Annotated in this window: 23 protein-coding genes; 14 read left to right on the forward strand and 9 right to left on the reverse strand. The window is 54.3% G+C overall.

Going from position 1 to position 24,487, the window contains the following annotated elements; all coding sequences use genetic code 11:
• Positions 1 to 12 precede the first annotated feature (12 nt).
• Positions 13 to 585, forward strand: coding sequence for a histidine phosphatase family protein (locus tag J7I43_RS24360; protein WP_209148620.1), 573 nt, complete (start codon positions 13 to 15; stop codon positions 583 to 585).
• Here J7I43_RS24360 and mgtE read toward each other — a convergent pair.
• Entirely contained in the window at positions 582 to 1,958 is a 1,377-nt protein-coding gene (gene mgtE / locus J7I43_RS24365) for a magnesium transporter (RefSeq protein WP_209148622.1), read from the reverse strand. The two genes, J7I43_RS24360 and mgtE, sit on opposite strands and share 4 nt — an antisense overlap.
• Positions 1,959 to 1,986: 28 nt before the next feature.
• Entirely contained in the window at positions 1,987 to 2,862 is an 876-nt protein-coding gene (locus J7I43_RS24370; RefSeq protein WP_209148624.1) for a bestrophin family protein, read from the reverse strand.
• A gap of 86 nt (positions 2,863 to 2,948) precedes the next feature.
• Here J7I43_RS24370 and J7I43_RS24375 point away from each other — a divergent pair, with 86 nt between their 5' ends.
• The 8 genes from J7I43_RS24375 (at position 2,949) to J7I43_RS24410 (ending at position 10,976) form a co-directional block, all read left to right on the forward strand.
• Positions 2,949 to 3,338: an SET domain-containing protein gene (locus tag J7I43_RS24375; protein WP_209148627.1), complete on the forward strand. Its 390-nt coding sequence runs from the start codon at positions 2,949 to 2,951 to the stop codon at positions 3,336 to 3,338.
• Between the two features lie 73 nt (positions 3,339 to 3,411).
• On the forward strand, positions 3,412 to 3,915 hold the full coding sequence (locus tag J7I43_RS24380; RefSeq protein WP_209148629.1) for a MarR family winged helix-turn-helix transcriptional regulator: 504 nt from the start codon (positions 3,412 to 3,414) through the stop codon (positions 3,913 to 3,915).
• Positions 3,912 to 5,480 (forward strand): histidine ammonia-lyase, encoded by a 1,569-nt coding sequence (hutH, locus tag J7I43_RS24385; RefSeq protein ID WP_209148631.1) that lies wholly within the window; start codon positions 3,912 to 3,914, stop codon positions 5,478 to 5,480. The genes J7I43_RS24380 and hutH overlap by 4 nt, the downstream gene beginning before the upstream one ends.
• The gene (gene hutU, locus J7I43_RS24390) at positions 5,455 to 7,128 is read left to right on the forward strand and encodes a urocanate hydratase (protein ID WP_209148633.1); all 1,674 of its coding nucleotides are present in this window, start codon (positions 5,455 to 5,457) and stop codon (positions 7,126 to 7,128) included. The genes hutH and hutU overlap by 26 nt, the downstream gene beginning before the upstream one ends.
• A gap of 25 nt (positions 7,129 to 7,153) precedes the next feature.
• The gene (hutI, locus tag J7I43_RS24395; RefSeq protein ID WP_209148635.1) at positions 7,154 to 8,356 is read left to right on the forward strand and encodes an imidazolonepropionase; all 1,203 of its coding nucleotides are present in this window, start codon (positions 7,154 to 7,156) and stop codon (positions 8,354 to 8,356) included.
• A 35-nt stretch (positions 8,357 to 8,391) separates the two neighbouring features.
• Positions 8,392 to 9,384, forward strand: a complete 993-nt coding sequence (gene hutG / locus J7I43_RS24400) for a formimidoylglutamase (RefSeq protein ID WP_209148637.1) — start codon at positions 8,392 to 8,394, stop codon at positions 9,382 to 9,384.
• Positions 9,385 to 9,401: 17 nt separating this feature from the next.
• Positions 9,402 to 9,890 (forward strand): metallophosphoesterase family protein, encoded by a 489-nt coding sequence (locus tag J7I43_RS24405; RefSeq protein WP_209148638.1) that lies wholly within the window; start codon positions 9,402 to 9,404, stop codon positions 9,888 to 9,890.
• Positions 9,891 to 9,920: 30 nt separating this feature from the next.
• Entirely contained in the window at positions 9,921 to 10,976 is a 1,056-nt protein-coding gene (locus J7I43_RS24410) for a DUF4421 domain-containing protein (protein WP_209148640.1), read from the forward strand.
• Between the two features lie 2 nt (positions 10,977 to 10,978).
• Here J7I43_RS24410 and J7I43_RS24415 read toward each other — a convergent pair whose 3' ends face one another.
• The gene (locus J7I43_RS24415; protein WP_209148642.1) at positions 10,979 to 11,608 is read right to left on the reverse strand and encodes an HD domain-containing protein; all 630 of its coding nucleotides are present in this window, start codon (positions 11,606 to 11,608) and stop codon (positions 10,979 to 10,981) included.
• Positions 11,609 to 11,862: 254 nt separating this feature from the next.
• On the opposite strand from J7I43_RS24415, the gene J7I43_RS24420 reads away from it, so the two are divergent.
• Positions 11,863 to 13,077, forward strand: a complete 1,215-nt coding sequence (locus J7I43_RS24420; protein ID WP_209148643.1) for a thioredoxin family protein — start codon at positions 11,863 to 11,865, stop codon at positions 13,075 to 13,077.
• A gap of 79 nt (positions 13,078 to 13,156) precedes the next feature.
• Here J7I43_RS24420 and J7I43_RS24425 read toward each other — a convergent pair whose 3' ends face one another.
• A complete protein-coding gene (locus J7I43_RS24425) occupies positions 13,157 to 15,433 on the reverse strand; it encodes an aconitate hydratase (protein WP_209148645.1) in 2,277 nt (758 codons plus the stop codon).
• 188 nt (positions 15,434 to 15,621) lie between these two features.
• Between J7I43_RS24425 and J7I43_RS24430 the strand changes: the two genes are divergently transcribed.
• Positions 15,622 to 15,843: a PspC domain-containing protein gene (locus J7I43_RS24430; protein WP_209148647.1), complete on the forward strand. Its 222-nt coding sequence runs from the start codon at positions 15,622 to 15,624 to the stop codon at positions 15,841 to 15,843.
• A 105-nt stretch (positions 15,844 to 15,948) separates the two neighbouring features.
• Positions 15,949 to 16,755: a DUF4382 domain-containing protein gene (locus J7I43_RS24435; RefSeq protein ID WP_209148649.1), complete on the forward strand. Its 807-nt coding sequence runs from the start codon at positions 15,949 to 15,951 to the stop codon at positions 16,753 to 16,755.
• 60 nt (positions 16,756 to 16,815) lie between these two features.
• Here J7I43_RS24435 and J7I43_RS24440 read toward each other — a convergent pair whose 3' ends face one another.
• Positions 16,816 to 17,217 (reverse strand): hypothetical protein, encoded by a 402-nt coding sequence (locus tag J7I43_RS24440; RefSeq protein ID WP_209148651.1) that lies wholly within the window; start codon positions 17,215 to 17,217, stop codon positions 16,816 to 16,818.
• A gap of 106 nt (positions 17,218 to 17,323) precedes the next feature.
• The gene (gene kdsA / locus J7I43_RS24445; protein ID WP_209148653.1) at positions 17,324 to 18,148 is read right to left on the reverse strand and encodes a 3-deoxy-8-phosphooctulonate synthase; all 825 of its coding nucleotides are present in this window, start codon (positions 18,146 to 18,148) and stop codon (positions 17,324 to 17,326) included.
• 250 nt (positions 18,149 to 18,398) lie between these two features.
• Between kdsA and J7I43_RS24450 the strand changes: the two genes are divergently transcribed.
• Both J7I43_RS24450 and J7I43_RS24455 read left to right on the forward strand, forming a co-directional pair.
• Complete coding sequence (locus J7I43_RS24450; protein ID WP_209148654.1) at positions 18,399 to 19,355, forward strand: NAD-dependent epimerase/dehydratase family protein; 957 nt, start codon at positions 18,399 to 18,401, stop codon at positions 19,353 to 19,355.
• A 105-nt stretch (positions 19,356 to 19,460) separates the two neighbouring features.
• On the forward strand, positions 19,461 to 21,068 hold the full coding sequence (locus tag J7I43_RS24455) for a hypothetical protein (RefSeq protein ID WP_209148656.1): 1,608 nt from the start codon (positions 19,461 to 19,463) through the stop codon (positions 21,066 to 21,068).
• Between the two features lie 78 nt (positions 21,069 to 21,146).
• Here J7I43_RS24455 and J7I43_RS24460 read toward each other — a convergent pair whose 3' ends face one another.
• The 3 genes from J7I43_RS24460 to J7I43_RS24470 are packed head-to-tail and all read right to left on the reverse strand — an operon-like array spanning position 21,147 to position 24,030.
• Positions 21,147 to 22,391: a sulfate adenylyltransferase subunit 1 gene (locus J7I43_RS24460; protein ID WP_209148658.1), complete on the reverse strand. Its 1,245-nt coding sequence runs from the start codon at positions 22,389 to 22,391 to the stop codon at positions 21,147 to 21,149.
• Positions 22,392 to 22,414: 23 nt separating this feature from the next.
• The gene (gene cysD, locus J7I43_RS24465; RefSeq protein WP_209148659.1) at positions 22,415 to 23,320 is read right to left on the reverse strand and encodes a sulfate adenylyltransferase subunit CysD; all 906 of its coding nucleotides are present in this window, start codon (positions 23,318 to 23,320) and stop codon (positions 22,415 to 22,417) included.
• Positions 23,321 to 23,340: 20 nt separating this feature from the next.
• Complete coding sequence (locus J7I43_RS24470; RefSeq protein ID WP_209148661.1) at positions 23,341 to 24,030, reverse strand: phosphoadenylyl-sulfate reductase; 690 nt, start codon at positions 24,028 to 24,030, stop codon at positions 23,341 to 23,343.
• Positions 24,031 to 24,487 lie beyond the last annotated feature (457 nt).

A 24,487-nucleotide genomic window follows, 5' to 3' on the forward strand; every position in this document is an offset into this window, starting at 1 on the left:
TTTTCTAATTTGATGTCACAAGATAACAAACAACCCTGCACGATGATGCGTAAAATGATAGCCGGCATGATGCTGGCGGGCATGATGGCCGCCTGCGGGCAGCAGCGGGGCGCCGAGCGGAAAGCGGTGCCGGTGGCGGAAGACAGCACGTTCCTGACGGGCACTTTCTTTTTGGTGCGGCATGCCGAGAAAAACCCGGGCCGCGATTCCACGCTTACGAAAGAGGGGAGGCTGCGCGCGGGGAAACTCTACCGCCTGCTGAAAGATTCGTCCATCAGCCGCATTTACACCACTCCTTTTAAACGCACCGTGGAAACGGGCGATTCGCTGCGGGTGCTCGGGAAAGTGGACATTGCGTTCTATCAGCCGGATTCAACCGGCGAATCGCTGCTGTACGAGATCAGCCGCCGGGGAGACTGGGGCAAACGCATCCTCGTGATCGGCCACAGCAACACGCTCATCCCGCTGCTTAGAAGCCTGAACGTCAAACCCAAAACCGATTCGATCCCCGACAAGGATTACGGCAATCTTTTTATTGTACATAAAGGTGTGCAAAAGTCGGTGCTGATGGAAAAAAGATATTAAAGAAGAATGCCTTTCAGGAAAATGTACGCCACGGTGAAATAGATCAGCAAACCCGTAACGTCTACCAGCGTGGCCACGAAGGGCGCGGAGGAACTGGCCGGGTCGGCGCCAGCGCGTTTCAGCAGCAGCGGCAGCATGGAGCCCGAAAGCGTGCCCCACAGCACCACGCCGATCAGCGACACCCCGAGCGTAAGCCCGATCAGGATGGTATGGTCGCCATAGGTATGAAAAAATGAATTCCAGACAAGAATGCGGATAAACCCGATCAGCCCGAGCACGCTGCCCAGCATGATGCCCGAGAGTAGTTCCCTGCGCATCACCCGCCACCAGTCCGCGATGGTCAGCTCGCCCAGCGCCATCGCCTGGATAATGAGGGTGGAAGCCTGCGAGCCGCTGTTGCCGCCGCTGGAAATAATGAGCGGGATGAAAAGCGCGAGCACCACGGCTTTGGCGATCTCGTCCTCGAAATAGGTCATCACGGAGGCGGTGAGCATTTCGCCGATGAACAGGATCACGAGCCAGCCCACTCGTTTTTTGATAAGGCGCAGCAGCGGCATGTCCAGGTACGGTTCGTCTAGCGCTTCGGTACCGCCTATTTTCTGGATGTCTTCCGTATGTTCTTCATTGGCGATCCAAAGGATGTCGTCGATGGTCACGATACCGAGCATCACGCCATTGTCGTCGGTTACGGGCAGGGCCACACGGTTTTCGAGCCTGAACACCTGGATGGCTTCTTCCTGGTCGTCGTTGACCTGCAATGCTACAAAACGGTCGTCCATCAGGGTTTTCACCATCGTGTCCTGCGATACGAGCAGGAACTCGCGGATACGGAAATCGTCCAGCAGTTTGCCTTCGTCGTCAATAATGTAGATCACGTCGATGGTTTCGGAATCGCGGCCGTACATGCGGATGTGGTTGAGCACCTGCGCCACGGTCCAGTGCGCTTTCGCGGCGATGTAGTCCGGCGTCATGATGCGGCCTACGCTGTTTTCCTTGTACCCGAGCAGGGAAAGGGTCACTTTCCTTTCATCGGGGTGCAGCAGTTTGATCAGCTCCTGAACGGCCTGGCTGGGCAGTTCTTCGAGGAAAGCGGTACGGTCGTCCGGCGGCAGCTCGTTGAGCAGTTCCGCTATTTTGGGCGCGGGCAGGGCGCGGATGATGTCTTCCTGGGTGGGAAACTCGAGTATCCTGAAAGCCGCGGCAGCGCGGCCGAGCGTAAGATGGTCGATGATCTCGACCGCATCGTCCGGCAGTTCATAGATCAGTTCCGCAATATCTGTAATGAGCTGGTCGTCCAGCAACGTTTTTAGCTCCCGGTAGTCCTGCTCTTTGAGCAACTGTTCAAATCTTTCCAGTAATGCGGTGTTTTCCATAAACTCTCTCTTGGACGAAAATATACAATTACAGTATCTCCTGTACGTGCTTGCGGATATTGGTGCTGATGGTCTCGGTGGGGAGGTCGTTCGCGTCTTTCCCGAAAGGGTCTTCGATCTCTTCGGCGATCAGCTCGAGGCTGGCCAGCACGTAAAAGATGAACACCACCATGGGCACTACGAGGTAACCCAGGCCGAATACATAACCCATCGGCAGCGTCATCACGTAAAAGAAAATGAATTTTTTGAGGAATACGCTGTAGGAGAAGGGGATAGGTGTGTTTTTGATCCGCTCGCAGGCGCCCACGATGTCTGTAAATGAATCCAGCTGCGTGTTGAGCACGATCAGTTGTTCGCCGGAGATGACCTGTTGGCGGTACAGCTCGTTGGCTTTTTTAAACATCAGCGTGGCGAGATAGTTGGGCACATGAATGCCGCTGCCCATTTTCTCCAGGTCTTCGGCGCTCATGTTTTCCAGTTTGGATGGATGATGCTCGCCGCGAAGATGGTCTTTCATAGCAAATGCATAGTTCGGTATCATGGTGCGGAAAAAGGCGGCTGCGGGGTGACCGGCAGGAAGCATGGCTTCCAGCTTCATGGCGAGGTTACGGCAGTTGTTCACCAGCAGCCCCCATTGCCGGCGGCCTTCCCACCAGCGGTCGTAAGCCGTATTGGTGCGGAACACGAGCAGCAGCGATATCACGAAGCCCAGCAACCCGTGCATGGCTGTGATGTTCCGGATATGGTCCTTCTCCGAAAGTTTGAACACTTCCAGCTCCAGCCAGGCGATGCCGGCGGAATAAACCGCTATGGCGCAGAACATTGGGGCCAGTTTTTTAACAGTATCTGCCTTATGGATGCGAAAAATAAAGGTGAACCATTCGCGCGGGTTATAGTTGATCATACCCGCAAAAATAATATCATTCATCGTTATTTTGATAACTGGCGGTATTAGTGTTATTTTACGTCCTCTATTCATCACGTGAGATTATGATCAAGCCGTACTTGTATATTCAGAAGACCAAAGAAAAAGGTCGCGGTGTATTTACCAAAGAGCCCATTCCCGCTGGCACGCTCATCGAAGTATCACCCGTGCTGGTCCTGTCAAATTCCGACACCGGGATCGTGGACAAAACCAAACTGCACAACTACATCTTTCTCTGGGGCGTGAGGGAAACCCGCTCCTGCATCGCGCTCGGCTTTTGTTCCATCTACAATCACGCGTACGAGCCCAACTGCGAGTATGAAATGGATTTCGATGCCGAAACCATGGCCATCAAAACCCGCAGGGATATCCGGAAGGGCGAAGAACTCTCCATCAACTACAATGGGGACGTGGAAGACAAGTCCGAAGTCTGGTTCGATGTCAAGAAAAAATAATTCCTGAAAAATCCGGTGGTATCTGCCGGATTTCTTAATATTGTAAAATATATAAGCACTTATATAATTTTACATGAGCTTCTATCCCAAACTGGGTTACCTGATCTTCGGCAGCCGTCTCCGGCGGCTCAGCGAATACTTCCTCGCCGAGGTCAACAAAGTGTACGCACAGGCCGGCATTGCCTTCGACGCCAGCTGGTTCCCGCTGTTTTACCTGCTTTCCGATAAACGGCAGCTTACGTTGATGGACATCGCCACCGAGCTGGAAGTGTCCCATTCCGCCGTCAGCCAGCTGATCACCAATCTCAAAAAGAAAGGGCTGGTAAAAACCACGCGTTGCGAAGAAGACGGCCGCCGCCAATGGGTGATGTTCACCAAAAAAGGCGGCGACCTGCTGCAGGAAGTGCTGCCGGTCTGGAAAGGCATCGAAGCGGCCATGGAAACGCTCGTTACGGAAAACAAACCAAGCAGTAAAATACTCGAAGCAATCGGCGCGCTGGAACGGGCGGTGGAAAACGATCCGCTGTCCGGCCGCATCCTCCGCGCCATGCCCCACACCAAAACAATCGATTCATGAGCCAGGTATTCAATTACGGCGAGCACCGCCTTACCGTTACCGTCGCCCTGGATATAGCGGCAGGGCGCATCCGCGGGGAAATTTCCCCCGCCGTGATGGAAAAGATCCGCGCCAGTCATGCCAATGTGCAGGCCATCGTACAGGAGCACAGGACCGTGTATGGCGTCAACACAGGCTTCGGGCCTTTGTGCGACACCAAAATATCGGAAGAAGATACGCGGGCGCTGCAATACAACATTCTTCAAAGCCACAGCGTTGGGGTGGGCGCGCCTATTCCCGAAGACGTGGCCCGGCTGATGCTGATCACCAAAGTGCAGGCGCTGGCGCAGGGTTTTTCCGGCGTCAATCCCGCCACGCTGGAACGTATCCTCTGGCATATCGAAGAGCGCATTACGCCGCTGGTGCCGGAGAAAGGAAGCGTAGGCGCCTCGGGCGATCTCGCCCCGCTGTCGCACCTCTTCCTGCCGCTGATCGGTTTGGGAGAAGTGTATTACAGGGGCCGCGTTACGCCCATGGCCGAAGTGCTGCGGCAGGAAAATAAACAGCCGGTGGTGCTCGGCCCCAAAGAAGGGCTGGCGCTGATCAACGGCACGCAGTTCATTCTTTCCTTCGCGGTTACCGCCCTGGCAAGATTGCACAACGCATTGGAAGCCGCGGATATCATCGGCGCGCTGTCGCTCGAAGGGCTCATGGGCACCGCCAAACCTTTCGACCCGCGGTTGCACGCCATCAGGCCTTACGCGGGCAACCAGCTGGTAGCCCAACGCCTCGACGCATTGCTGAAAGGTTCCGAGATCATGGCTTCGCATGCGGACTGCGGCCGCGTGCAGGACCCGTATTCCCTGCGTTGCATCCCGCAAGTGCACGGCGCTTCGCGCACCGCGTGGAAACATTTGCTGGACCTCACTTCCATCGAGCTGAACGCGGTGACCGATAACCCGATCATTTTCTCAGAAGAAGACACCATCAGCGGCGGCAATTTCCATGGCCAGCCGCTCGCCCTTCCGCTGGATTACGCCACCGTCGCGGCCGCCGAGCTGGGAAATATTTCCGACCGCCGTTGTTACATGATGATCGAAGGGCGCTTCGGCCTGCCGAAACTGCTCATCGAAGACGCCGGCCTCAACTCCGGTTTTATGATCCCGCAATACACCACCGCCGCGCTGGTAACGGAAAACAAAACCTTGTGTTTCCCCGCCAGCGCAGACAGCGTGCCTACTTCGCTCGGGCAGGAAGACCATGTGTCCATGGGCTCCATCAGCGGGCGCAAGCTGCTGCAGGTGATCGGCAACCTCGAATACATTCTCGCCATCGAACTGCTGTATGCCGCGCAGGCGATAGATTTCAGAAGGCCGCTGCAATCCGCTCCGGTGCTGGAGGCTTGTCACCAGTTCGTGCGCGGCCGCGTGAGCTTCGCCAAAAAAGACCGCATCTTCGCCATCGACATCCAGGCGTTGCATCAGATTATCGCAGACCAGTCATTCGTGCGCGCGGCCAACGAAGCCGCCGCCATTCACCAAATCGATCTAAACGGTATTTATGAAGAACAATTCCGGCTTTCTTGATACGTATGCGGCGCACCCGCATTACAGGGCCCCGCGCGGCACGCAGCTGCACGCGCGCAGCTGGCAGACCGAAGCGCCGCTGCGCATGCTGCTCAACAATCTCGATCATGAAGTAGCCGAAAACCCGGACGAGCTGGTGGTATACGGCGGCATCGGCCAGGCGGCGCGCAACCGCGAAGCATTGCGGCAGATCATCAACAGCCTGCTCACGCTTGATGAAGAACATTCCCTGCTCGTACAATCCGGCAAACCGGTAGGCGTGGTGCGCACGCATCCACAGGCGCCGCGCGTGCTGCTGGCCAACAGCAACCTCGTGCCGAAATGGGCCACCTGGGAGCATTTCAACGAACTGCGCGCGAAAGGGCTGATGATGTACGGGCAAATGACCGCCGGCAGCTGGATCTACATCGGCACGCAGGGCATTTTGCAGGGCACTTACGAAACCTTTGTGGAATGCGGCCGGCAGCATTTCAACGGCAACCTGGCGGGCAAACTGCTGGTAACCGCGGGCATCGGCGGCATGGGCGGCGCGCAGCCGCTGGCGGCCACCATGGCGGGCGCGGTGTTCCTGGGGGCGGACGTTGACCCCGCGCGCCTGCAGAAACGTATCGACACGCGTTACCTCGACCGCATGACGCATTCTTACGAAGAAGCCGTGCAATGGGCGAAAGAAGCGCAGGCCAAAGGCGAAGCGATCTCTATAGGCCTCGTGAGCGACGCGGGCGATATGCTCGAAAAATTACTGCGCGACAATATCATCCCCCACATCCTCACCGATCAGACTTCCGCGCACGACCCGGTGAACGGTTATGTGCCGAACGGTTTCAGCCTGGAAGAAGCGGCGCTCTTACGCAAAAACGATCCCGCGAAATACAAAACGCATTCACTCAAAAGCATGGCGCGGCATGTAGGGTTTATGCTGGACATGCAAAAGCGTGGCGCCGTTACTTTCGATTACGGCAACAACCTGCGGGAGTTCGCGCGCGAAGGAGGAGAAATGAACGCATTCGATTTCCCGGGCTTCACGCCCGCGTATATCCGCCCGCTGTTCTGCGAAGGCAAAGGGCCTTTCAGGTGGGTGGCGCTTTCGGGCGACCCGGAAGATATTTATACAACAGACCGGGCGCTGATGGAAGCATTCCCCGACAACAAACCGCTGCACAACTGGCTGCTGAAAGCGCAGGAACGCGTGGCCTTCCAGGGCCTGCCCGCGCGCATCTGCTGGCTGGGCATGGGCGAAAGGGAAAAGGCGGGGCTGATCTTCAACGAACTGGTGCGCAGCGGCAAGGTTAAAGCGCCCATCGTGATCGGCCGCGATCACCTCGACTGTGGTTCGGTGGCTTCGCCGAACAGGGAAACGGAAGCGATGAAAGACGGCTCCGATGCAGTGTCTGACTGGACCTTGCTGAACCTCATGAGCAACACGGCGGGCGGCGCCACCTGGGTGTCTTTCCATCACGGTGGCGGCGTTGGCATGGGGTATTCCCAACACGCGGGCATGGTGGTGCTGGCAGACGGCACAGACCGCGCCGCGGCCTGCCTGCAACGGGTGCTTTACAACGATCCCGCGATGGGCATCTTCCGTCATGCCGATGCCGGTTACGAAAAAGCGATCGAAGTGCGGGAGCAATTCGGGATGGGATTGTAAATTTCACAATGAAACAAACAAGCTTATGAAACTCATGGGCCCATTCGTACAGGCGTTGCCACTGTCGGAACTTCCGCTGAAAGGCACGCTGCAGGATGAAATGCTGCATGTTGCGGCGGACGCGGGCGTGGTGGTGGAAAACGGGAAACTGTTGACCTACGGCAGTTTTGAAGCGCTGCGCAAACAATATCCCACAGCGGAAGTGGAGTTCATGGACGAGCCGCTGGTGCTGCTGCCCGCGTTTACGGACTGCCATACGCATATCTGTTTCGCCGGCAACCGCAGCCGCGATTACGCCATGCGCATCGCGGGGAAATCTTATTTGGACATCGCCCGCGCGGGCGGCGGCATCTGGGATTCCGTGGCCAAAACCCGCGAAGCGGCCATCACTGAGCTGACGGAAAATACCGTGGCGCGGGCTAACAGGCATTTGAAAGACGGTGTTACTACCATCGAAGTAAAAAGCGGTTACGGCCTGAACCTCGAATCGGAACTGACCATGCTGCGCGCCATCCGCCAGGCGGGATTGTACACGAAAGCCGCGCTGGTGCCCACCTGCCTGGCGGCGCACATCTGCCCGCGCGATTTTAGTGGCGACGAAAAGGCTTACCTGCATTGGATTCTCAGTGAATTGTTGCCGGCGGTGCGGGAAGAACATTTGTGTGAAAGGGTGGATGTTTTTATTGAAGAAACTGCTTTCTCTCCTGCCGATGCCAGGTTTTTCCTGGAAAAGACCGCAGCAATGGGTTTCGGCGTTACCGTACATGCGGATCAATTCAGCAGCGGCGGCTCGGGCGTTGCGGTAGACGCAGGCGCACTGTCTGCCGACCACCTCGAAGCTTCCACGGATCAGGATATACGAAAACTGGCATCATCTGATACTGTCGCGGTTGTTTTGCCGGGCGCATCGCTTGGGCTGGGCATGCATTACGCCCCGGCGCGCAAGCTGCTCGATGCGGGCGCCTGCCTGGCCATTGCCAGCGACTGGAACCCCGGTTCCGCGCCCATGGGCGACCTGCTGATGCAGGCGGCGGTGATGAGCGCGGCGGAAAAATTATCTACCGCCGAAGTGCTGGCGGGGCTTACCTTCAGGGCGGACAAAGCGTTGGGCATTACCCGTGCGGGCGCCGACCTGCAGGCATATCCCTGCCGCGATTACCGCGACATCCTTTATTACCAGGGGCGGATGAAACCGGCGATGGTGTGGAAAGACGGGGAGCAGGTATAACATTGTGTACATAGAAAACGGCTAAATCGAACAACATGACACTGGTATGTTATCAACCGCCCGCCACAGACGGCTGGCAGGGCAGGGTAGACGGGCAGGAGCCGGGCTTGCTGCGCTGGCACCAGGTAATACAGCCTGTAAACCTCGAACGCCGGCCTTTGCCTGCGCTGGCTTCCGGGCAGAAAGGCATCGCCTTTCTCGGCTTCGCTTCCGATGAAGGCGTGCGCCGCAACAAAGGAAGAACGGGCGCTGTGGAAGGGCCGGTTGCGTTGAGGAAAGCCTGTTCGAATTTTCCCGTTCATTTCAGCGGGCATGTACTGGCCGATGCGGGCACTATCGCCTGTGAAGGCCACCAGCTTGAAATGGCCCAGGACGCGCTCGCCGCAACGGTGAACCATATACTGGAAGCGGGTTACATGCCCGTGCTTTTCGGCGGCGGCCACGAAATTACCTACGGTCACGAAAAAGGCATCCGGCAATTTTTCGGGGAACAGGCGCAAACCGGCATCATCAATTTCGACGCGCATTTTGACTTACGCGAGCCGGATGAGCACGGCGCCAGCTCAGGCACCGGCTTCTGGCAGATAGCGCAGGACCGCCAGGCCGCGAAAATGCCCTTTCATTACCTCGCCCTCGGCATCCAACAGCACAGCAATACGCCGAAATTGTTCGAAACGGCGGAACAATTCGGCGCAGATCACCTGCCCGCTTCGCTTTTCCAGCAGAAGTACCACGACCAGCTCATCGGCGCCATCCAGGCATTTATCCAGCGTACCGATCATATTTACCTCACCACCTGCCTCGACGTATTTGCGGCCCCGCATGCCCCCGGCGTAAGCGCCACGGCCTACAACGGTCTTGTACCCGACGCGCTGTTCCTGGACTGCTTCAGGACCGTGCTGCGCAGCGGCAAACTGGCGGGGACGGACATTGCCGAGCTGAACCCTTCCCTCGACCAGGACCAGCGCACCGCAAAGCTGGCGGCCTCGCTGGTGTTCGAGATCGTGATGAATTATTTTACAAGATAGTTTTCTACATTCGCAGGATGAAGATCGGTTTGATGTCTGACACACACGGATACCTGCATCCGAAAGTGTTCCATTATTTTGAGAATGTAGACCAGATATGGCATGCAGGCGATATCGGCAGCATCGAACTGGCGGACCAGCTGGAGGCGTTTAAACCCTTCAGGGCCGTGTATGGCAATATAGACGGGCATGAACTGCGCGCCAGGTACCCCGAGCACGCGCTTTTTATCTGCCAGGGCGTTAAGGTATGGATGACACACATTGGGGGATATCCTCCCAGGTATACGCCCGGGATCAAACCGCACATCGCGCAGAAACGCCCGAAACTCTTCATAGCAGGGCATTCCCACATTCTGAAAGTAATCCCCGATCCGGCACTACAATTGTTACATATAAATCCCGGGGCCTGTGGAAAGCAGGGCTGGCACAAAGTAAAAACGCTCGTACGCTTCGACCTGCTCGATGGTGATATCAAAAACCTTGAAGTGATCGAATTGCCGGACTGATCGTATATTTAGGTTACCTACAGACTGTTTATGAAGTTACCCGTTATTGCATCCATCATGATGTTGTGCTGCGCAGGCGGTGCGGACGCCCAGGACGGGCGCGCGTTTAAATGGCTTGCCACGGAAAACGACAGCAATTACGTGGAAGATCATACGAACGACCTCACCGTGCGGCTGCTCGGCTCCCGCAAATACACCTATTGGAACATGCGGGACAACAATATCAACGAAGTGGTGCAATACCGCCCCAACGCCAATAACAACGTGGGTTTCGGCTTCAATTACAAATGGCTCGGCGTGAATTTCGCCTTTAATCTTCCTTTCATTAACGACGACGATCATAAATACGGCGATACCAAATTCCTTGACCTCCAGGCCCACCTTTACCTGCGCAAATTCGTCGCGGACTTTTACGGCCAGTATTACGAAGGATTTTACCGCGCCGAAACCGGGCGGAGGATCAGCAACAGCATTGCGCAAAAAGCGGTTTCTTTCCGGCCGGATATCATCAACCGCGATCTCGGTCTTACCGTACAGTATATTTTCAACGACGAACGTTTTTCTTACCGGGCCGCTTTTATGCAGAACGAATACCAGAAAAAAAGCGCCGGTTCTTTCATCGCGGGGGGCGAAGTATTGGTATGGGAAATGCGCGGCGATTCGTCGCTGGTACCCGCGGAAGCCCTGCAGGACGGGTTTTACAACGGTCTTCCCTTCACCCGTACTTCTCAGCTGAGCGCCGCCGTAAACGCCGGGTACGCCTATACGCTCGTGATCGCCAAACACTTTTTCGTGACCGCTTCGCTTACCCTGAGCGCAGGCGCCAACCGCACCGTGTTCCGCTTCAGCGACGGCCGCCCCCGGGACGAGGGATTTGGCTGGCAACTGAACAATAACGTACGTTTCGCCGCGGGATACAATTCCAGTGAATATTATTTCGGGCTGCATTATACGGATATGGGCACGCGCGGCTCCACGCCCGTTTCCAAAACCAACCAGACCTTCGGTACGGGCAACATCCGCGTAAGCCTGGTTAAACGTTTTACGTTGAAAAAGACGTTGCTGCCGGCGATCTTCGGCCGGTGACCCTACAGCGATTCCAGCTCCCTTTCGAGATTTTCCCTTGCTTTTAATTCATATTTCTCGCGGAACGCAGCGGTATGGTAAATGTCCTGCTGCGCGAGGAAATGCTGCAGCACCCTTTTCCGGCCGCGGCGGTACATGAAGCCGGGGTAGATGTCGTATTCTTTCCGTACCTGTTTCGTGTAGGCGTCGTACCGCTCGGGCTGCGCGCCAAGGATGTGCAGGTCGAAGTCGAGGAGGAAATCAAGGTCGGGATCGGCGATGGGATTTTGATGGCCGGCCGTGGCCATGATAAAACGGTAGACCTTCTGTATCTTATCGTCCGGGTAACCGATTTTGGCAAGATAAGCGGCGGCTTCCTCCGCGCTTTTCTGCTCATTGTCTTTCCGGGTGACTTTATAGATAAAATCATGAAAATAAATGGCGTAGGCCATGCTGTCGTTGTCCATGATCATCGGCGCGTATCGCTGTTGGAAACAGATGAGGTCGCTGAGGTGCTCCAAGTTGTGGTAATGCCGTCCGCTGGCGCTGTATTGGCGGATGATCCTGTCGATGGCCTGCAGGGAGGTGTCGGCATCTGCTGTGTTACGGTCGGAAAGCAGCATCCAGTATGTTTTGATCTCATCGGTGCGCATGGTTAAACAATGAAAATGGTGAATTATTCCCTATTAAAATTTGCAAATAATGGGCCAGAGCAGGGTTAAAAATTTGTTATAAATTGATTTTCCTTGTGTGCAACCGCAGGGCTATCGCAGTGAAACTGGACAAATACCGCAAATAACAGCAACCGCCCCGGAGTTTGGATAGACGGTAAGCCCCGGCATTGGTTATTACTTTATCTTAGCATTTCAACCATTACACGATCATTAAAAGTCAAAAACACAAACCGATGAAAAAATTACTATTCATGCTGCTGATGCTGCCTGCATTTTCCTTTGCGCAGGGCGTGCATTTCGAAAAAGAGCTCAGCTGGGAGCAGGTGATGGCGAAAGCCAAAGCCGAAAATAAATACGTTTTTGTAGACTGTTTTACCACCTGGTGCGGCCCCTGTAAATACATGACAGAGCAGGTGTTCCCGCAGGAGGAAATGGGCAAGTTCTTCAACGGAAAGTTCATCAGCGTAAAGGTACAAATGGACAAAACCGCCGGTGATAACGAACATGTGAAGAACTGGTACGCCGATGCGGACAAGATCGCGAAAGAGTACAGCATCAACGCCTACCCGACCTTCCTTTATTTTTCACCGGACGGCAAGATCGTTCACCGCGTGGTAGGCGGCGGCGAAGCCGCTGAATTTATCGCGAAATCGGAGAAAGCTTTTAATCCCGCTACACAGTATTACGCACAGCTGGCCAAGTACAAAGAAGGCAAAAGCAAGCCGGAAGACTTGCGTGTAATGGCTATGAACGCCATGGACGTGTATGATAAAGCGAATGCCACCAAAATAGCCGGCGAATACCTGGCCACACAAAAAGACCTCACCACCCCGGAGAATATCAAATTCCTGGATAAATTCACCAACTCCAGTAAAGATCCCGGCTTTCCCATCTTCCTGAAAGAAGGTAAAAAAGTGGACGCAGCGCTTGGAAAAGGCAAAGCTGCCGCTAAAGTAAAAGCGATCGCCGCCGGTGAAGAGATCTATTCAAAGATCATGCGCCCGGGCGCAACAGCCGATTGGGCCGCTATTGAAAAAAGCCTGAAAGAAAAATACCCGGAATATGCCGATGAACTGGTAACCATGGGCAAAGTGCGTTACAGCATGATGACCAAAGACTGGGCTACCTTCCAGGTTAATGTAGTGGCCTATATGAAAAAATACGGCGCGGACGTAAACCCGCAAATGCTGAACCAGTTTGCCTGGACGGTATTCGAGAATTGCCCTGATATGAACTGCTTGACCGAGGCGCTGGAATGGAGCAAACGTTCCCTGGCAAATGGCGACGAACCTATGTTCATGGACACTTACGCCAATATCCTCTATAAACTCGGCAAAAAAGACGAAGCCATTGCCGTACAGGAAAAGGCCGTAAAACTGTCTAAAAACAACGCGGAGCTGATGGCTACGCTGGAGAAAATGAAAAAAGGCGAAAAGACCTGGAAATAAGCAAGATTTCCGGAAAGAGATAAAATGAAGAAGGCGTCCCCGTCGGGACGCCTTCTTCATTTTATGATCAGCTGGTAGCTTAGTTGTTTTTCGCGGCTGCGAACTGTGCGCGGATCACGTTCAGCGCGCCACCTGCCTTGAACCACTCAATCTGTTGTTCGTTGTAGGTGTGGTTTACGGTGATAGCGTCCTGCGTGCCGTCTTTGTGGTTCAGCACCACGGTGAGCGGTTTGCCGGGAGTAAATTCGGTAAGGCCGAGGATGTCGATGTTGTCGTCTTCCTGGATCTTTTCGTAATCTTCCTTATCGTTGAACGTAAGCGCCAGCATGCCCTGTTTTTTCAGGTTGGTTTCGTGGATACGTGCGAAAGATTTCACCAGTATCGCGCGAACGCCGAGGTGACGGGGCTCCATGGCTGCATGCTCGCGGCTGGAACCTTCGCCGTAGTTTTCGTCGCCCACTACCACTGAACCGATGCCTGCGGCTTTGTAAGCGCGCTGTGTGGCGGGAACCGCGCCGTATTCGCCGGTCAGTTCGTTTTTAACGGTATCCGTTTTGTCGTTGAACGCGTTTACCGCGCCAATGAGCATGTTGTTGGAGATATTGTCCAGGTGGCCGCGGTATTTCAGCCAGGGGCCTGCCATGGAGATGTGGTCGGTGGTGCACTTGCCTTTTGCTTTGATAAGCAGTTTGAGGCCTTTCAGATCGGTGCCTTCCCATGCTTTGAACGCTTCCAGCAGCTGGAGGCGGTCTGAAGTGGGGGAAACGATCACCTGTACGCCGCTGCCGTCTTCAGCAGGGGCCTGGTAACCGGCGTCTTTCACGTCGAAACCTTTGGGAGGAAGCTCGAAGCCGGTGGGCTCGTCGAGTTTCACGTCCTGACCGTCCTTGTTTTTCAGGGTGTCGGTGAGGGGGTTGAAAGACAGGCTGCCCGCGATAGCCAGTGCGGTCACGATTTCGGGAGAAGCAACGAACGCGTGGGTAGAGGCGAGGCCGTCGTTACGTTTGGCGAAGTTGCGGTTGAAAGACGTGATGATGGAGTTTTTGCGGGTCGGATCGTCGATGTGGCGCGCCCATTGGCCGATGCAGGGGCCGCAGGCGTTGGCCAGCACAACGCCGCCGATCTGGTCGAAAGTATTCAGCAGGCCGTCTCTTTCGATGGTGTAACGCACCAGTTCGGAGCCGGGGGTGATGGTGAATTCAGACTGAACTTTCAGGTTTTTATCGATGGCCTGTTTTGCCAGGGAGGCAGAACGGCTGATGTCTTCGTAGGAAGAGTTGGTGCAGGAGCCGATCAGGGCTACTTCCAGCTTTTCGGGCCAGTTGTTTTCCTTCACCGCCTGCGCGAATTTGGAGATGGGCCATGCCAGGTCCGGCGTGAAAGGACCGTTCACATAAGGCTCCAGTTCGTCGAGGTTGATCTCGATCACCTGGTCGTAGAACTTGGCGGGATCGTTGTACACGGCTTCGTCAGGGCGGAGATGTTCGCGCACGCCGTCTGCCAGTGCAGCCACTTCCGCGCGGCTGGTGATCTTCAGGTAATCGCTCATTTTGGTATCGTACGCAAAAACGGAGCAGGTAGCGCCGATCTCTGCGCCCATGTTGCAGATCGTGCCTTTACCGGTAGCGCTGAGGCTGTCTGCCCCTTCGCCGAAGTATTCCACGATGCAGCCGGTGCCGCCTTTTACGGTGAGCACGCCGGCAACGCGGAGGATCACGTCTTTAGCGGAAGCCCAGCCGCTGAGCTTGCCGGTGAGTTTTACGCCGATCAGCTTGGGCATTTTCAGTTCCCATGCCAGGCCGGCCATTACGTCTACCGCATCCGCACCGCCTACGCCGATGGCGAGCATGCCGAGGCCGCCCGCATTGGGGGTGTGGGAATCGGTACCGATCATCAGGCCGCCGGGGAACGCGTAGTTTTCCAGCACTACCTGGTGAATGATGCCGGCGCCGGGCTTCCAGAAACCGATGCCGTATTTATCGGAGATTGAAGCGAGAAAATCGTAAACTTCCTTGTTGGTGTCGATAGCGGTGGCCAGGTCCTGCACGGCGCCCGTTTTCGCCTGGATCAGGTGATCGCAGTGAACGGTGGAGGGCACGGCAACGGAAGAACGACCGCAGGTCATGAATTGCAGCAGGGCCATCTGCGCGGTTGCATCCTGCATGGCTACACGGTCCGGGGCAAATTCCACATAAGATTTGCCTCTTTCGAACGAAGTGGTGGTAGGAGCGTACAGGTGAGCATATAAGATCTTTTCAGCCAGTGTAAGCGGGCGACCTAAAAGTTTGCGGGTAGCTTCCACTTTACCCGGCAGTGCCGCATACAATTTTTTAATCATGTCAATATCAAACACCATGGAAATAAATAATTTAAGAACTATTACGTTAAAAATTGCACGGCGAAGTTAATCATTTTCGTAAAGTTTTTAAAGTTAAGCATGAGCCACAAAAGAGAGATTTGTTTTGTTATTTAGCCAGAATTGGAATAAATTTGATATATGAAGCAGGGCATTTATGCCCCGGATGGACAAATTCATTGACCAATATGAACAAGCTCAAAGATTTTGTGGAATGGAAGGCCTTTGGTGTTTGTGCGGCCCTCGGCAATAAGCTGGGGATCGCTACCTCAAGGATCCGGATATTCTTTATTTATGCCACTTTTCTGACAATGGGCTCCCCGCTGATCGTATATATGATCCTGGCTTTCTGGATGAATATCAAACATTATATCATGAACGCACGCCGTAACCCGCTGCGTTATCTCTAAGCTGAATTTTCCGGAAATTTTTTAACACCCCCTTTAAACTTTCCCTGATAATGGTTGTCCAACAACTGTGCGCGTAACGCAATTGTGATAACCATAATCAAGTATATGACAACATCAAGATTGAAAAACCTGGCCCTCGGCACGCTGGTGCTCGGCAGCCTCGTCGCATTTTCATCCTGCGACACCAACGGGAGCAAAGGCTCCGAAACCGCCCGCCTTCAGATCGCTTTAACCGATGATCCGGGAGATTATAAGGAAGTCTGGATCGACGTAAAAGAGATCCGCTTCAATATGACCGAAGCCGACGACCAGAACTGGGCACCACTGCCCGGCGTACAGGCGGGAATGTACAACCTGCTCGACCTGGTGAACGACAAAGACACCGTGCTGGCCGACGCCCAGATCCCCTCCGGTAAACTGGGCCAGTTACGGCTGGTTTTGGGAGACAACAACTACATTATTACCAACAGGGGCGAAAAGCTGATGTTAACCACTCCCAGCGCGCAGCAGTCCGGCTTGAAGCTGAATATTCATCAGGCTGTTGTAGGTGGTATCATCAACAAGCTTACGCTCGATTTTGACGTTGCCAAATCTATCGTAGAGGCCGGCAATAGCGGGAAATATATCCTGAAACCGGTGATCCGCACCGTTTTGACCGCCGTAGGCGGCAACATCAAAGGATTTGTATTGCCTGATTCCGTGCAAACCGCCGTATTGGCGATCCAGGGTACAGATACCATCGCCAGCACCTATACTTCCGCGGGCGGTTATTCTATCCGCGGGATCGATGCGGGCACTTATTCGCTGCACTACATTCCGGTAGATACTTTGTTTAAAAAATATGTGAAGGATGGGGTGACCGTTAACCTTGGCCAGGTAACTACCATCGATACGGTCCGTTTACAGAAGTGAGAGAGATAAACACCCGGTAGGTAAAAAAGCCCCGAAATGCTCGGGGCTTTTTTTATGCCTTTATTCGAGATGAAAGAGCGTCATGCCCTGGTAGTGATTCTGCAGTTCGTGCACCATCAGGCTGCCGGCGATGTTGCGGGTTTCGTCGCGGTAGTGGAGGATGGTGTGAGGGTCCGCCCCGTCGGGCATCACCACGGTGAAAGGCCCGCGCACCCATGCCTGGCCGCCGCTGTTGACCGGCGCCTCGTCCGATTTTTTGAATTTCAGCTTTACCAGCTGCTCGTCCGTCAGCGGAATCGGGAAGAGGTCTTCCGGGCCATACCAGTTTTCCTGGTCCGCCTGGTTGAGTACACATGCCTGGTTTGCCGGAAGATCGAGCTCCAGCACCTTGCCTTCGGACAATTGTTCTTCAAACTTTGCCAATACGATATCACCTGCTTTTAATTGGTGCAAATTAATCATGGTGCTATGTTTTTGTGTAGCATGAATTTAATGGAAATCCGCAACATTTAAAAGCAAAAAAGGCAGAACCATTCACGGCTCTGCCTTGTTATGAACAAAGTTTTTTTTAGTGTTTCACCACCACTTCCCGGAGGCGCACCAGCTCTTCCAGCAAGGGTTCCAGCAGGTCGAGGCGGAGCATGTTGGCGCCGTCGGACTTTGCGCAGGAAGGGTCCGGGTGGGTTTCGATGAACAGGCCGTCCGCCCCGGTCGCGATCGCTGCTTTGGCGATGGTGCCGATCATTTTCGGGTTACCACCGGTAATGCCGCCGGGCTGGTTGGGCTGCTGCAGCGAGTGCGTGCAATCCATCACCACGGGCACGCCATGACCTTTCATGATGGGAATATTGCGGTAATCCACCACCAGGTCCTGGTACCCGAAAGTGGTGCCTCTTTCCGTAAGCAATACGTGCTGGTTGCCAGCCTGCTGTATTTTTTCGACGGCAAATTTCATGGATTCGCCGCTGAGGAACTGTCCTTTTTTAACGTTCACGAATTTGCCGGTATCCGCCGCCGCCTGCAGGATGTCCGTTTGCCGGCAAAGAAACGCAGGGATCTGCAGCACGTCCACAAAAGCGGCCGCCATGGCGGCTTCTGCGGCGGAATGAATGTCGGAGGTAACGGGAAGGTTAAAGGTTTGCCCGACTTTTTGCAGCAGGTCTAGCCCTTCCACGTCGCCGATGCCGGTGAAAGAATTGATGCTGGTGCGGTTCGCCTTGCGGTACGATGCTTTGAACACATAAGGAATGCCCAGCCTTTTGCAGATGGCGGAAACTTTCTCCGCCACGCCCATCACCAGATCCTCGTCTTCGATCACACAGGGGCCCGCGATCAGGAAAAAGTTTTCGGGATTGTATTGTTCCTTGAACAGTGCTTTTAATGTCTTCGTCATATGGTTTGCCTTTTCATGGCAACGCCTCACGGCGCCGCCTATTGAGAATGAGTTTTTTGTTTGTTGAATGCGCCCTTTTTGGGCGGCATGGCGCAAAATTAGCTTATTTCCGGTTAAGGCTGATGAGCAGGTTACGAATCAGAACACCCGCGGCCGCAAATTGTTATTGTATTGTCATTGTTTGGAATGGCAATTCGGGTAATATTGCGGGTTGAAATTAAATTTGGGCACAAATCTATATAACCTCCATATGAAGAAAGATAAGATACTGGTAATTGGCGCATGCGGACAAATAGGCGTGGAACTGACCCTCGCCCTGCGGAAAATGTATGGCGACGGCAACGTGGTGGCGTCTGACCTCCGCGAAGAACATGAGCTGCTGAAAGGCACCGGCCCGTACGTTTCCCTCGACGTGATGAACAAAGAAATGCTGCACGTGCTGGTGATCCGTCACAACATCACCCAGATCTATCTCCTGGCCGCCATCCTGAGCGCTACCGGCGAAAAGAACCCGCTGCTGGCATGGCATATCAACATGGCCAGCCTGCTCAATGTGCTGGACATCGCAAAGGAAGAAGGCCTCGACAAAATCTACTGGCCCAGCTCCATCGCCGTGTTCGGGCCAGACAGCCCCAAGCGGGAAACGCCGCAGCACACCGTGATAGAGCCCACCACCATTTACGGCATCAGCAAATTCGCCGGAGAGCGCTGGTGCGAATATTACAACACCCGCTACGGCATCGACGTGCGCAGCCTGCGATACCCCGGCCTTATCAGCTACAAATCGGCCCCGGGCGGCGGCACCACCGATTACGCCGTGGAGATCTACCACGACGCGCTCGAAGAAGGTTCCTACAAATGTTTCCTGAAAGAAGACACTTACCTGCCCATGATGTACATGCCCGACGCCATCCGCGCCACCATCGAGCTGATGGAAGCGGAAAGCGCGCGCATCGGGGTACGCTCCGCATACAATCTTTCCGCCATGAGTTTCTCCCCGAAAGAGATCTCCGCCGCCATCAAAGAACATATTCCCACGTTCACCATCAGCTACGAGCCGGACTACCGCCAGCAGATCGCAGATGGATGGCCGCAAAGCATCGACGACGAACTGGCTGCGAAACACTGGGGCTGGAAACCCGAATTCGACCTTCAGAAAATGACGGCGGATATGTTAAAGAATCTGAAACTGCAGAAAGGGATGTAGGTGTCCCTTTTCTCTCATAATTAGCCTTCCCGCTCAACGGGAAGGCTTTTTTATCGCCGGAAAGATATATAGTAAATATTGCGTATATTTACATGCACCTATCCTATGAAACCGATGAGAAAAACCGCTATCCTGTGCCTGCTGGCGTGGTTCGCAATTCCTGCGCACGCACAGTTCACTACCATAGCCGAAAGCCAGGCGTTCCGCGAGCCGGAGGACGGTTCTGCCCGCATCCTTCAGCTGAAGAACGGCAACACGCTGTTCCTCCATTACACCAGCCGCGACGGCCTGGCGATACAATTGTTCGATTCGGCGCACCGCAGGGTGGATACTTTGCCGCCGGTTGTTAATTGGGCTTCTTTCAAAGGCGGTCATCTCGACGCGGCATTCGAAGCGGGCGGCGACGCGGCCCTGTTTATCAGCGACCGCGAGCTGAAACATCCGCGGATGCGGCGCCTCACCATCAGCGGGGTTACCGGGCAGCTGCAGGAAGACAGTGTGATCTCCGAGCCGGACAAGATCAACCTGCGCAAAAGGAAAGTGAGCACGGCTTCCGATTTTTTAGTGATCAAAGACCCATGGTCGGAGAGTTATGCCGTGTGGATGTATTTCAACACCGATGAGGAAACCGACGGCGGTTACCAGATCGTGCATTACGGTGCGGGCCACCGCGAGATCAGCCGCGCGCGTTTTAAGAATTTCAATCAGGACCAGCCGTTCCGGTACTGGGATATGGCGGTGATCGGCGAAGAGCAATTATGCATACTCGGCATGGAAGAATACAAAACGCCGGAGCTGAAAGACAGTACCGTGCTAAAACTCGCTACGCTCGACAAAGGCAGGATCTTCTTCACCTTCCACGACCTGAAATTCCCGGAAGGCGTAAACACGGTAGGCGGCTTCATCAAATACAACCCTTATACCGACCAGCTTTTGCTGATGCAGGCAGTGAAGGAAGACGATAAAAAATCGCAGAAGACCAGCACTTATCTCGCCACCGTGAAGCTGCACAGCATGAACGTGTCTTACCCGCGCGAGATCTACCTCGATAAAGTGAACCGCAAAAGCATCGAAGTGTTCGGGCCGAAGGAAGAATATGCGGGCGTGCCGCAGAATATTTTCATCAAGGAAGACGGCTCGTATGCCATCGTGTTCGAGGAGCTGGACAATCACGTGCGGATGATGAACAACATTCCCACCGTGATCAGTACCGTGCTGGCGAACGTGGCCGTGGTGGACTTCAATGCGGAAGGCAAAGAGATGAACAGCTGGATGGTGCCCAAACGGCAGATCAACCAGGGCGTGATCATGAGACCGTTTTATGTGAAGAACCGCGAGAATGTGCAGGAGAAGCTGAACTGGGAAGACCGGTACAAATTTTTCACCTACATCCCCGGATACATTCTCATCAACGATCTCGACGAAAAACATAAACAGCTGGAGCGCGGTAAACAGGCCGCCATCAGGGACGTGAGCAACTGTTACGGGTATTTTTACGAACTGCGCGGGGAAGAAACGATCCCGGAGCGCGATTTGGTTTTTACGCTGGAAGAGCGGCAGGTGGCGATGTTTTCGATAGCCGATTACGATGCGGAAAAACGCAGGCTGGTAACGCTGAAACGCACGCAGGAAAACAGGAAGGGCGTGAAGCTGGTGTGGCTGGACGTGGCGCCGCCCCGGGAGCGGGAAACCCGCATGGCGAAAGGGAATTAATGGTTCACTGGAATAAAAAAAGTAAAGCCGGGGCAATGCTGCGCCGGCTTTTTATTTTAGTTGACAGATGGTCCTTTGTTATTCCACGAAACCTATTGCCACGGTGGAGTTGCTGAACTCGTCCACCAAAATGAACGTGCCGTTTGCCGGGTTTATTGCGTAAACATCGGCGAACACGGGCTGGGCGGTTTTGAGGGAGATGCGCCCGATATCGTTGAGGCCCATTTCCGTTTTGGTTTCGGTGCGGTTGGTGGTTACCTCGGTAACGCCCAGTATCTGCTGCACTTTGGCTTTGATGCGGTTGGCGCCGTGCTGGAGCAGGTAGGTTTTACCGGGCATCAGTTTCTGCTGGTCCATCCAGCAAATCTGCGCGGTAATTTCCTTGCGGCCTTCGGGGACGTTGCCCGGTGTGGCCAGCAGGTTGCCGCGGCTGATATCGATCTCGTCTTCGAGGGTGATCACCACGCTGTCTCCCGCATGTGCGGATGGCAGCTGCTGCTCGAATTTTTCGATGGATTTGATCTTGCTGCGCTGCCCGTTGTGCAGCGATACGATTTCTTCGCCAACATGGAAGCTGCCGCTGGACACCTTGCCTGCAAAGCCGCGGAAGTCGTGGTACTGCTCGTTTTTCGGGCGTATCACGTATTGCACGGGGAAGCGGGAAGGGTGTTCGTGATCGTCTGCATCGAAGGTGATCTTTTCCAGGTAATCCAGCAGGGGCTGGCCTTTGTACCAGGAGATCTTGTCGGTGCTGTTCACCACGTTTTCGCCGTAGAGGCTGGACATGGGAACGATCTGCACGTCTTTTCCTTCATAAAAAGAACCTTTCAGCAGCTGCTGGAAATCTTCCGTGATCTGGTTGTAGCGCGCCTCGTCGTAATCCACCAGGTCCATTTTGTTGATGCACACCACCAGGTGGGGGATACGCAGCATGCACGCGATGAAGAAGTGACGGTAGGTTTGCTCCACGATGCCTTTGCGCGCATCGATGAGGATGAGCGACACCTGGGCGGTGGAAGCGCCGGTAACCATGTTGCGGGTATATTCAAAGTGGCCGGGCGTATCGGCGATAATGTATTTGCGGTTGGGCGTGGAGAAATAAATGTGCGCCACGTCGATAGTGATGCCCTGTTCGCGTTCGGCGATGAGGCCGTCCGTCAGCAGGGAGAGATCGGTGAAATCGAGCCCTTTGCGTTTGCTGGCAGCCGTGAGGGCTTCCATTTTGTCCTGCGTGATGGATTTGGTATCGAACAGGAGGCGCCCGATAAGGGTGCTTTTGCCATCGTCCACACTACCGGAGGTGGTTATACGTAAAACGTCCATGTTGAAAAATTCGTTGTTCGTGATTAAAAATAACCGGCCTGTTTGCGTTTTTCCATCGCGGCTTCGGAACGTTTGTCGTCGATCCTGGCGCCTCTTTCGGAGATCTTGGCGGCGAGTATCTCGGTGATGATGTCTTCCAGCTTGTCTGCTTCAGACAACACGGCCGCGGTACAGGTCATATCGCCCACCGTGCGGAAGCGCACTTTCGAACGGAAAGGCACTTCTTCCTCGGTGGTATTGAGGAATTCGGAATAAGGCCAGTACATCCCGTCGCGCTCGATGATCTCGCGTTCGTGGGAGAAATAGATGGAAGGGATGGCGAGTTTTTCTTCGCGGATGTAATTCCATACGTCCAGCTCCGTCCAGTTGGAAATGGGGAATACGCGCACGTTCTCACCGATATGGATCCGGCCGTTGAGATGGTCGAACAGTTCGGGGCGCTGAATTTTGGCGTTCCAGCTGCCGAACTCGTCGCGCACGGAAAAGATCCTTTCCTTGGCGCGGGCTTTTTCTTCATCGCGGCGGGCTCCGCCGATGCAGGCGTCGAATTTCAGCTCTTCGATGGCATCGAGAAGGGTAACGGTTTGAAGGGCGTTGCGGGAAGCGTATTTGCCGGTTTCTTCTTTCACTTTTCCCTGGTCGATGCTGTCCTGCACATTACGCACGATCAGCTCGAGGCCGAGGGTTTCCACGAGCCAGTCGCGGAACTGGATGGTTTCGGGGAAGTTATGGCCGGTGTCTACATGCAATAACGGAAAAGGGATCTTACCCGGGTGAAAGGCTTTCTGGGCCAGGCGTACGAGGGTGATAGAGTCTTTGCCGCCGGAAAAAAGGATGGCGGGCTTTTCAAACTGCGCAGCGGTTTCGCGGAGGATGTAGATCGCTTCATCTTCCAGGGCCCGCGGGAATTGCCATTGAATACTACTCATTATCTTGCTATTAAACTTGATCAACTGCTGTGTAAACCGCATTCTTTTTTCGAAGTTTCCCACCACCAGCGGCCGGCGCGTGGGTGTTCTCCCGGTTCTATGGCACGGGTGCAGGGTGCGCAGCCGATGCTGATAAAACCTTTGTCGTGCAGTTTATTATAAGGCACGTTATTTTCTTTCAGGTATGCGATCATGTCTTCGTACGTCCATTGGATGAGCGGGTTGTATTTCCACAACTGCCTGCTTTCATCCCACTCCAGCGCTGGCATATCCTGGCGGTTTTCGCTCTGTTCGGCGCGCAGCCCGGTTATCCAGACTTTCGTGCCATGCAGTGCGCGGTTGAGGGGCACTACTTTACGGATGTAACAGCATTCCTTGCGGTTATCGACGGATTCATAAAAACTGTTGGCGCCTTTTTCCTTTACCAGGGCTTCTACGGCCGATGTTTCCGGGAAGTACACTTCGAAATGCTGTTTGTAGCGGGCGAGGGTGAGGTCCATCAGGTCGTAGGTTTCCTGGAAGAGACGGCCTGTGTCCAGCGTAAATACGCGAACGGGCAGCTGGTTCCGCCAGATGATGTCTGCCAGTACCTGGTCTTCCTGACCAAATGAAGTGGAAAAAGCGACTGCGCCGGGAAATTCTTCTGTCAATACGCGTATTCCTGCTGCAATATCCTTTTGTTGGGCCACCAGCCCTGCTAAATCTTTCATAATGCTTCCTCTCGTTGCCTGACAGCAAAAATACATAAATCCTATAAAAAAGATAGACTAAAATGACAAGTGTGGGAAAAAATCTTTGTGTGGGCGAAAAAGCTGAAAAAACGTACTTGATTGAAAATCAGCTAAATAAAGGAAGAGCCTTGGAATCCAAGGCTCTTGCAACTTTCCTGGGGAACGTTTTTATCATCAAACTCTCTGAAATGCGATGGGAAAGTATACGCGTTAACAAGGGTAGGGGCAATGCCGCTATTTCCATTGCAACAGGTATACCTGGTAACTTGTTTTCCAGGTGTAATCAGTACCTAGTACGTTGTTATACACAAAGTTATCGGAGAGGCGAACGCTGTACAATACCTAGTTATAAGTATTTTTTCACTGTGCTTCATTAACATCCGGCGGCGGGGATGCGGCGTTTCATTAACAAAAAAAAGGGAAAGACCCACGGCCT

Origin of the sequence: Chitinophaga chungangae, from assembly GCF_017742215.1 — a bacterium.
GTDB classification, from domain to species: Bacteria; Bacteroidota; Bacteroidia; order Chitinophagales; family Chitinophagaceae; genus Chitinophaga; species Chitinophaga chungangae.

Coding starts and splice junctions, on each gene's coding strand:
- J7I43_RS24360 (WP_209148620.1), top strand. CDS start 13: ATGTCACAAGATAACAAACAACCCTGCACGATGATGCGTAAAATGATA.
- mgtE (WP_209148622.1), bottom strand. CDS start 1,958: ATGGAAAACACCGCATTACTGGAAAGATTTGAACAGTTGCTCAAAGAG.
- J7I43_RS24370 (WP_209148624.1), bottom strand. CDS start 2,862: ATGATCAACTATAACCCGCGCGAATGGTTCACCTTTATTTTTCGCATC.
- J7I43_RS24375 (WP_209148627.1), top strand. CDS start 2,949: ATGATCAAGCCGTACTTGTATATTCAGAAGACCAAAGAAAAAGGTCGC.
- J7I43_RS24380 (WP_209148629.1), top strand. CDS start 3,412: ATGAGCTTCTATCCCAAACTGGGTTACCTGATCTTCGGCAGCCGTCTC.
- hutH (WP_209148631.1), top strand. CDS start 3,912: ATGAGCCAGGTATTCAATTACGGCGAGCACCGCCTTACCGTTACCGTC.
- hutU (WP_209148633.1), top strand. CDS start 5,455: ATGAAGAACAATTCCGGCTTTCTTGATACGTATGCGGCGCACCCGCAT.
- hutI (WP_209148635.1), top strand. CDS start 7,154: ATGAAACTCATGGGCCCATTCGTACAGGCGTTGCCACTGTCGGAACTT.
- hutG (WP_209148637.1), top strand. CDS start 8,392: ATGACACTGGTATGTTATCAACCGCCCGCCACAGACGGCTGGCAGGGC.
- J7I43_RS24405 (WP_209148638.1), top strand. CDS start 9,402: ATGAAGATCGGTTTGATGTCTGACACACACGGATACCTGCATCCGAAA.
- J7I43_RS24410 (WP_209148640.1), top strand. CDS start 9,921: ATGAAGTTACCCGTTATTGCATCCATCATGATGTTGTGCTGCGCAGGC.
- J7I43_RS24415 (WP_209148642.1), bottom strand. CDS start 11,608: ATGCGCACCGATGAGATCAAAACATACTGGATGCTGCTTTCCGACCGT.
- J7I43_RS24420 (WP_209148643.1), top strand. CDS start 11,863: ATGAAAAAATTACTATTCATGCTGCTGATGCTGCCTGCATTTTCCTTT.
- J7I43_RS24425 (WP_209148645.1), bottom strand. CDS start 15,433: ATGGTGTTTGATATTGACATGATTAAAAAATTGTATGCGGCACTGCCG.
- J7I43_RS24430 (WP_209148647.1), top strand. CDS start 15,622: ATGAACAAGCTCAAAGATTTTGTGGAATGGAAGGCCTTTGGTGTTTGT.
- J7I43_RS24435 (WP_209148649.1), top strand. CDS start 15,949: ATGACAACATCAAGATTGAAAAACCTGGCCCTCGGCACGCTGGTGCTC.
- J7I43_RS24440 (WP_209148651.1), bottom strand. CDS start 17,217: ATGATTAATTTGCACCAATTAAAAGCAGGTGATATCGTATTGGCAAAG.
- kdsA (WP_209148653.1), bottom strand. CDS start 18,148: ATGACGAAGACATTAAAAGCACTGTTCAAGGAACAATACAATCCCGAA.
- J7I43_RS24450 (WP_209148654.1), top strand. CDS start 18,399: ATGAAGAAAGATAAGATACTGGTAATTGGCGCATGCGGACAAATAGGC.
- J7I43_RS24455 (WP_209148656.1), top strand. CDS start 19,461: ATGAAACCGATGAGAAAAACCGCTATCCTGTGCCTGCTGGCGTGGTTC.
- J7I43_RS24460 (WP_209148658.1), bottom strand. CDS start 22,391: ATGGACGTTTTACGTATAACCACCTCCGGTAGTGTGGACGATGGCAAA.
- cysD (WP_209148659.1), bottom strand. CDS start 23,320: ATGAGTAGTATTCAATGGCAATTCCCGCGGGCCCTGGAAGATGAAGCG.
- J7I43_RS24470 (WP_209148661.1), bottom strand. CDS start 24,030: ATGAAAGATTTAGCAGGGCTGGTGGCCCAACAAAAGGATATTGCAGCA.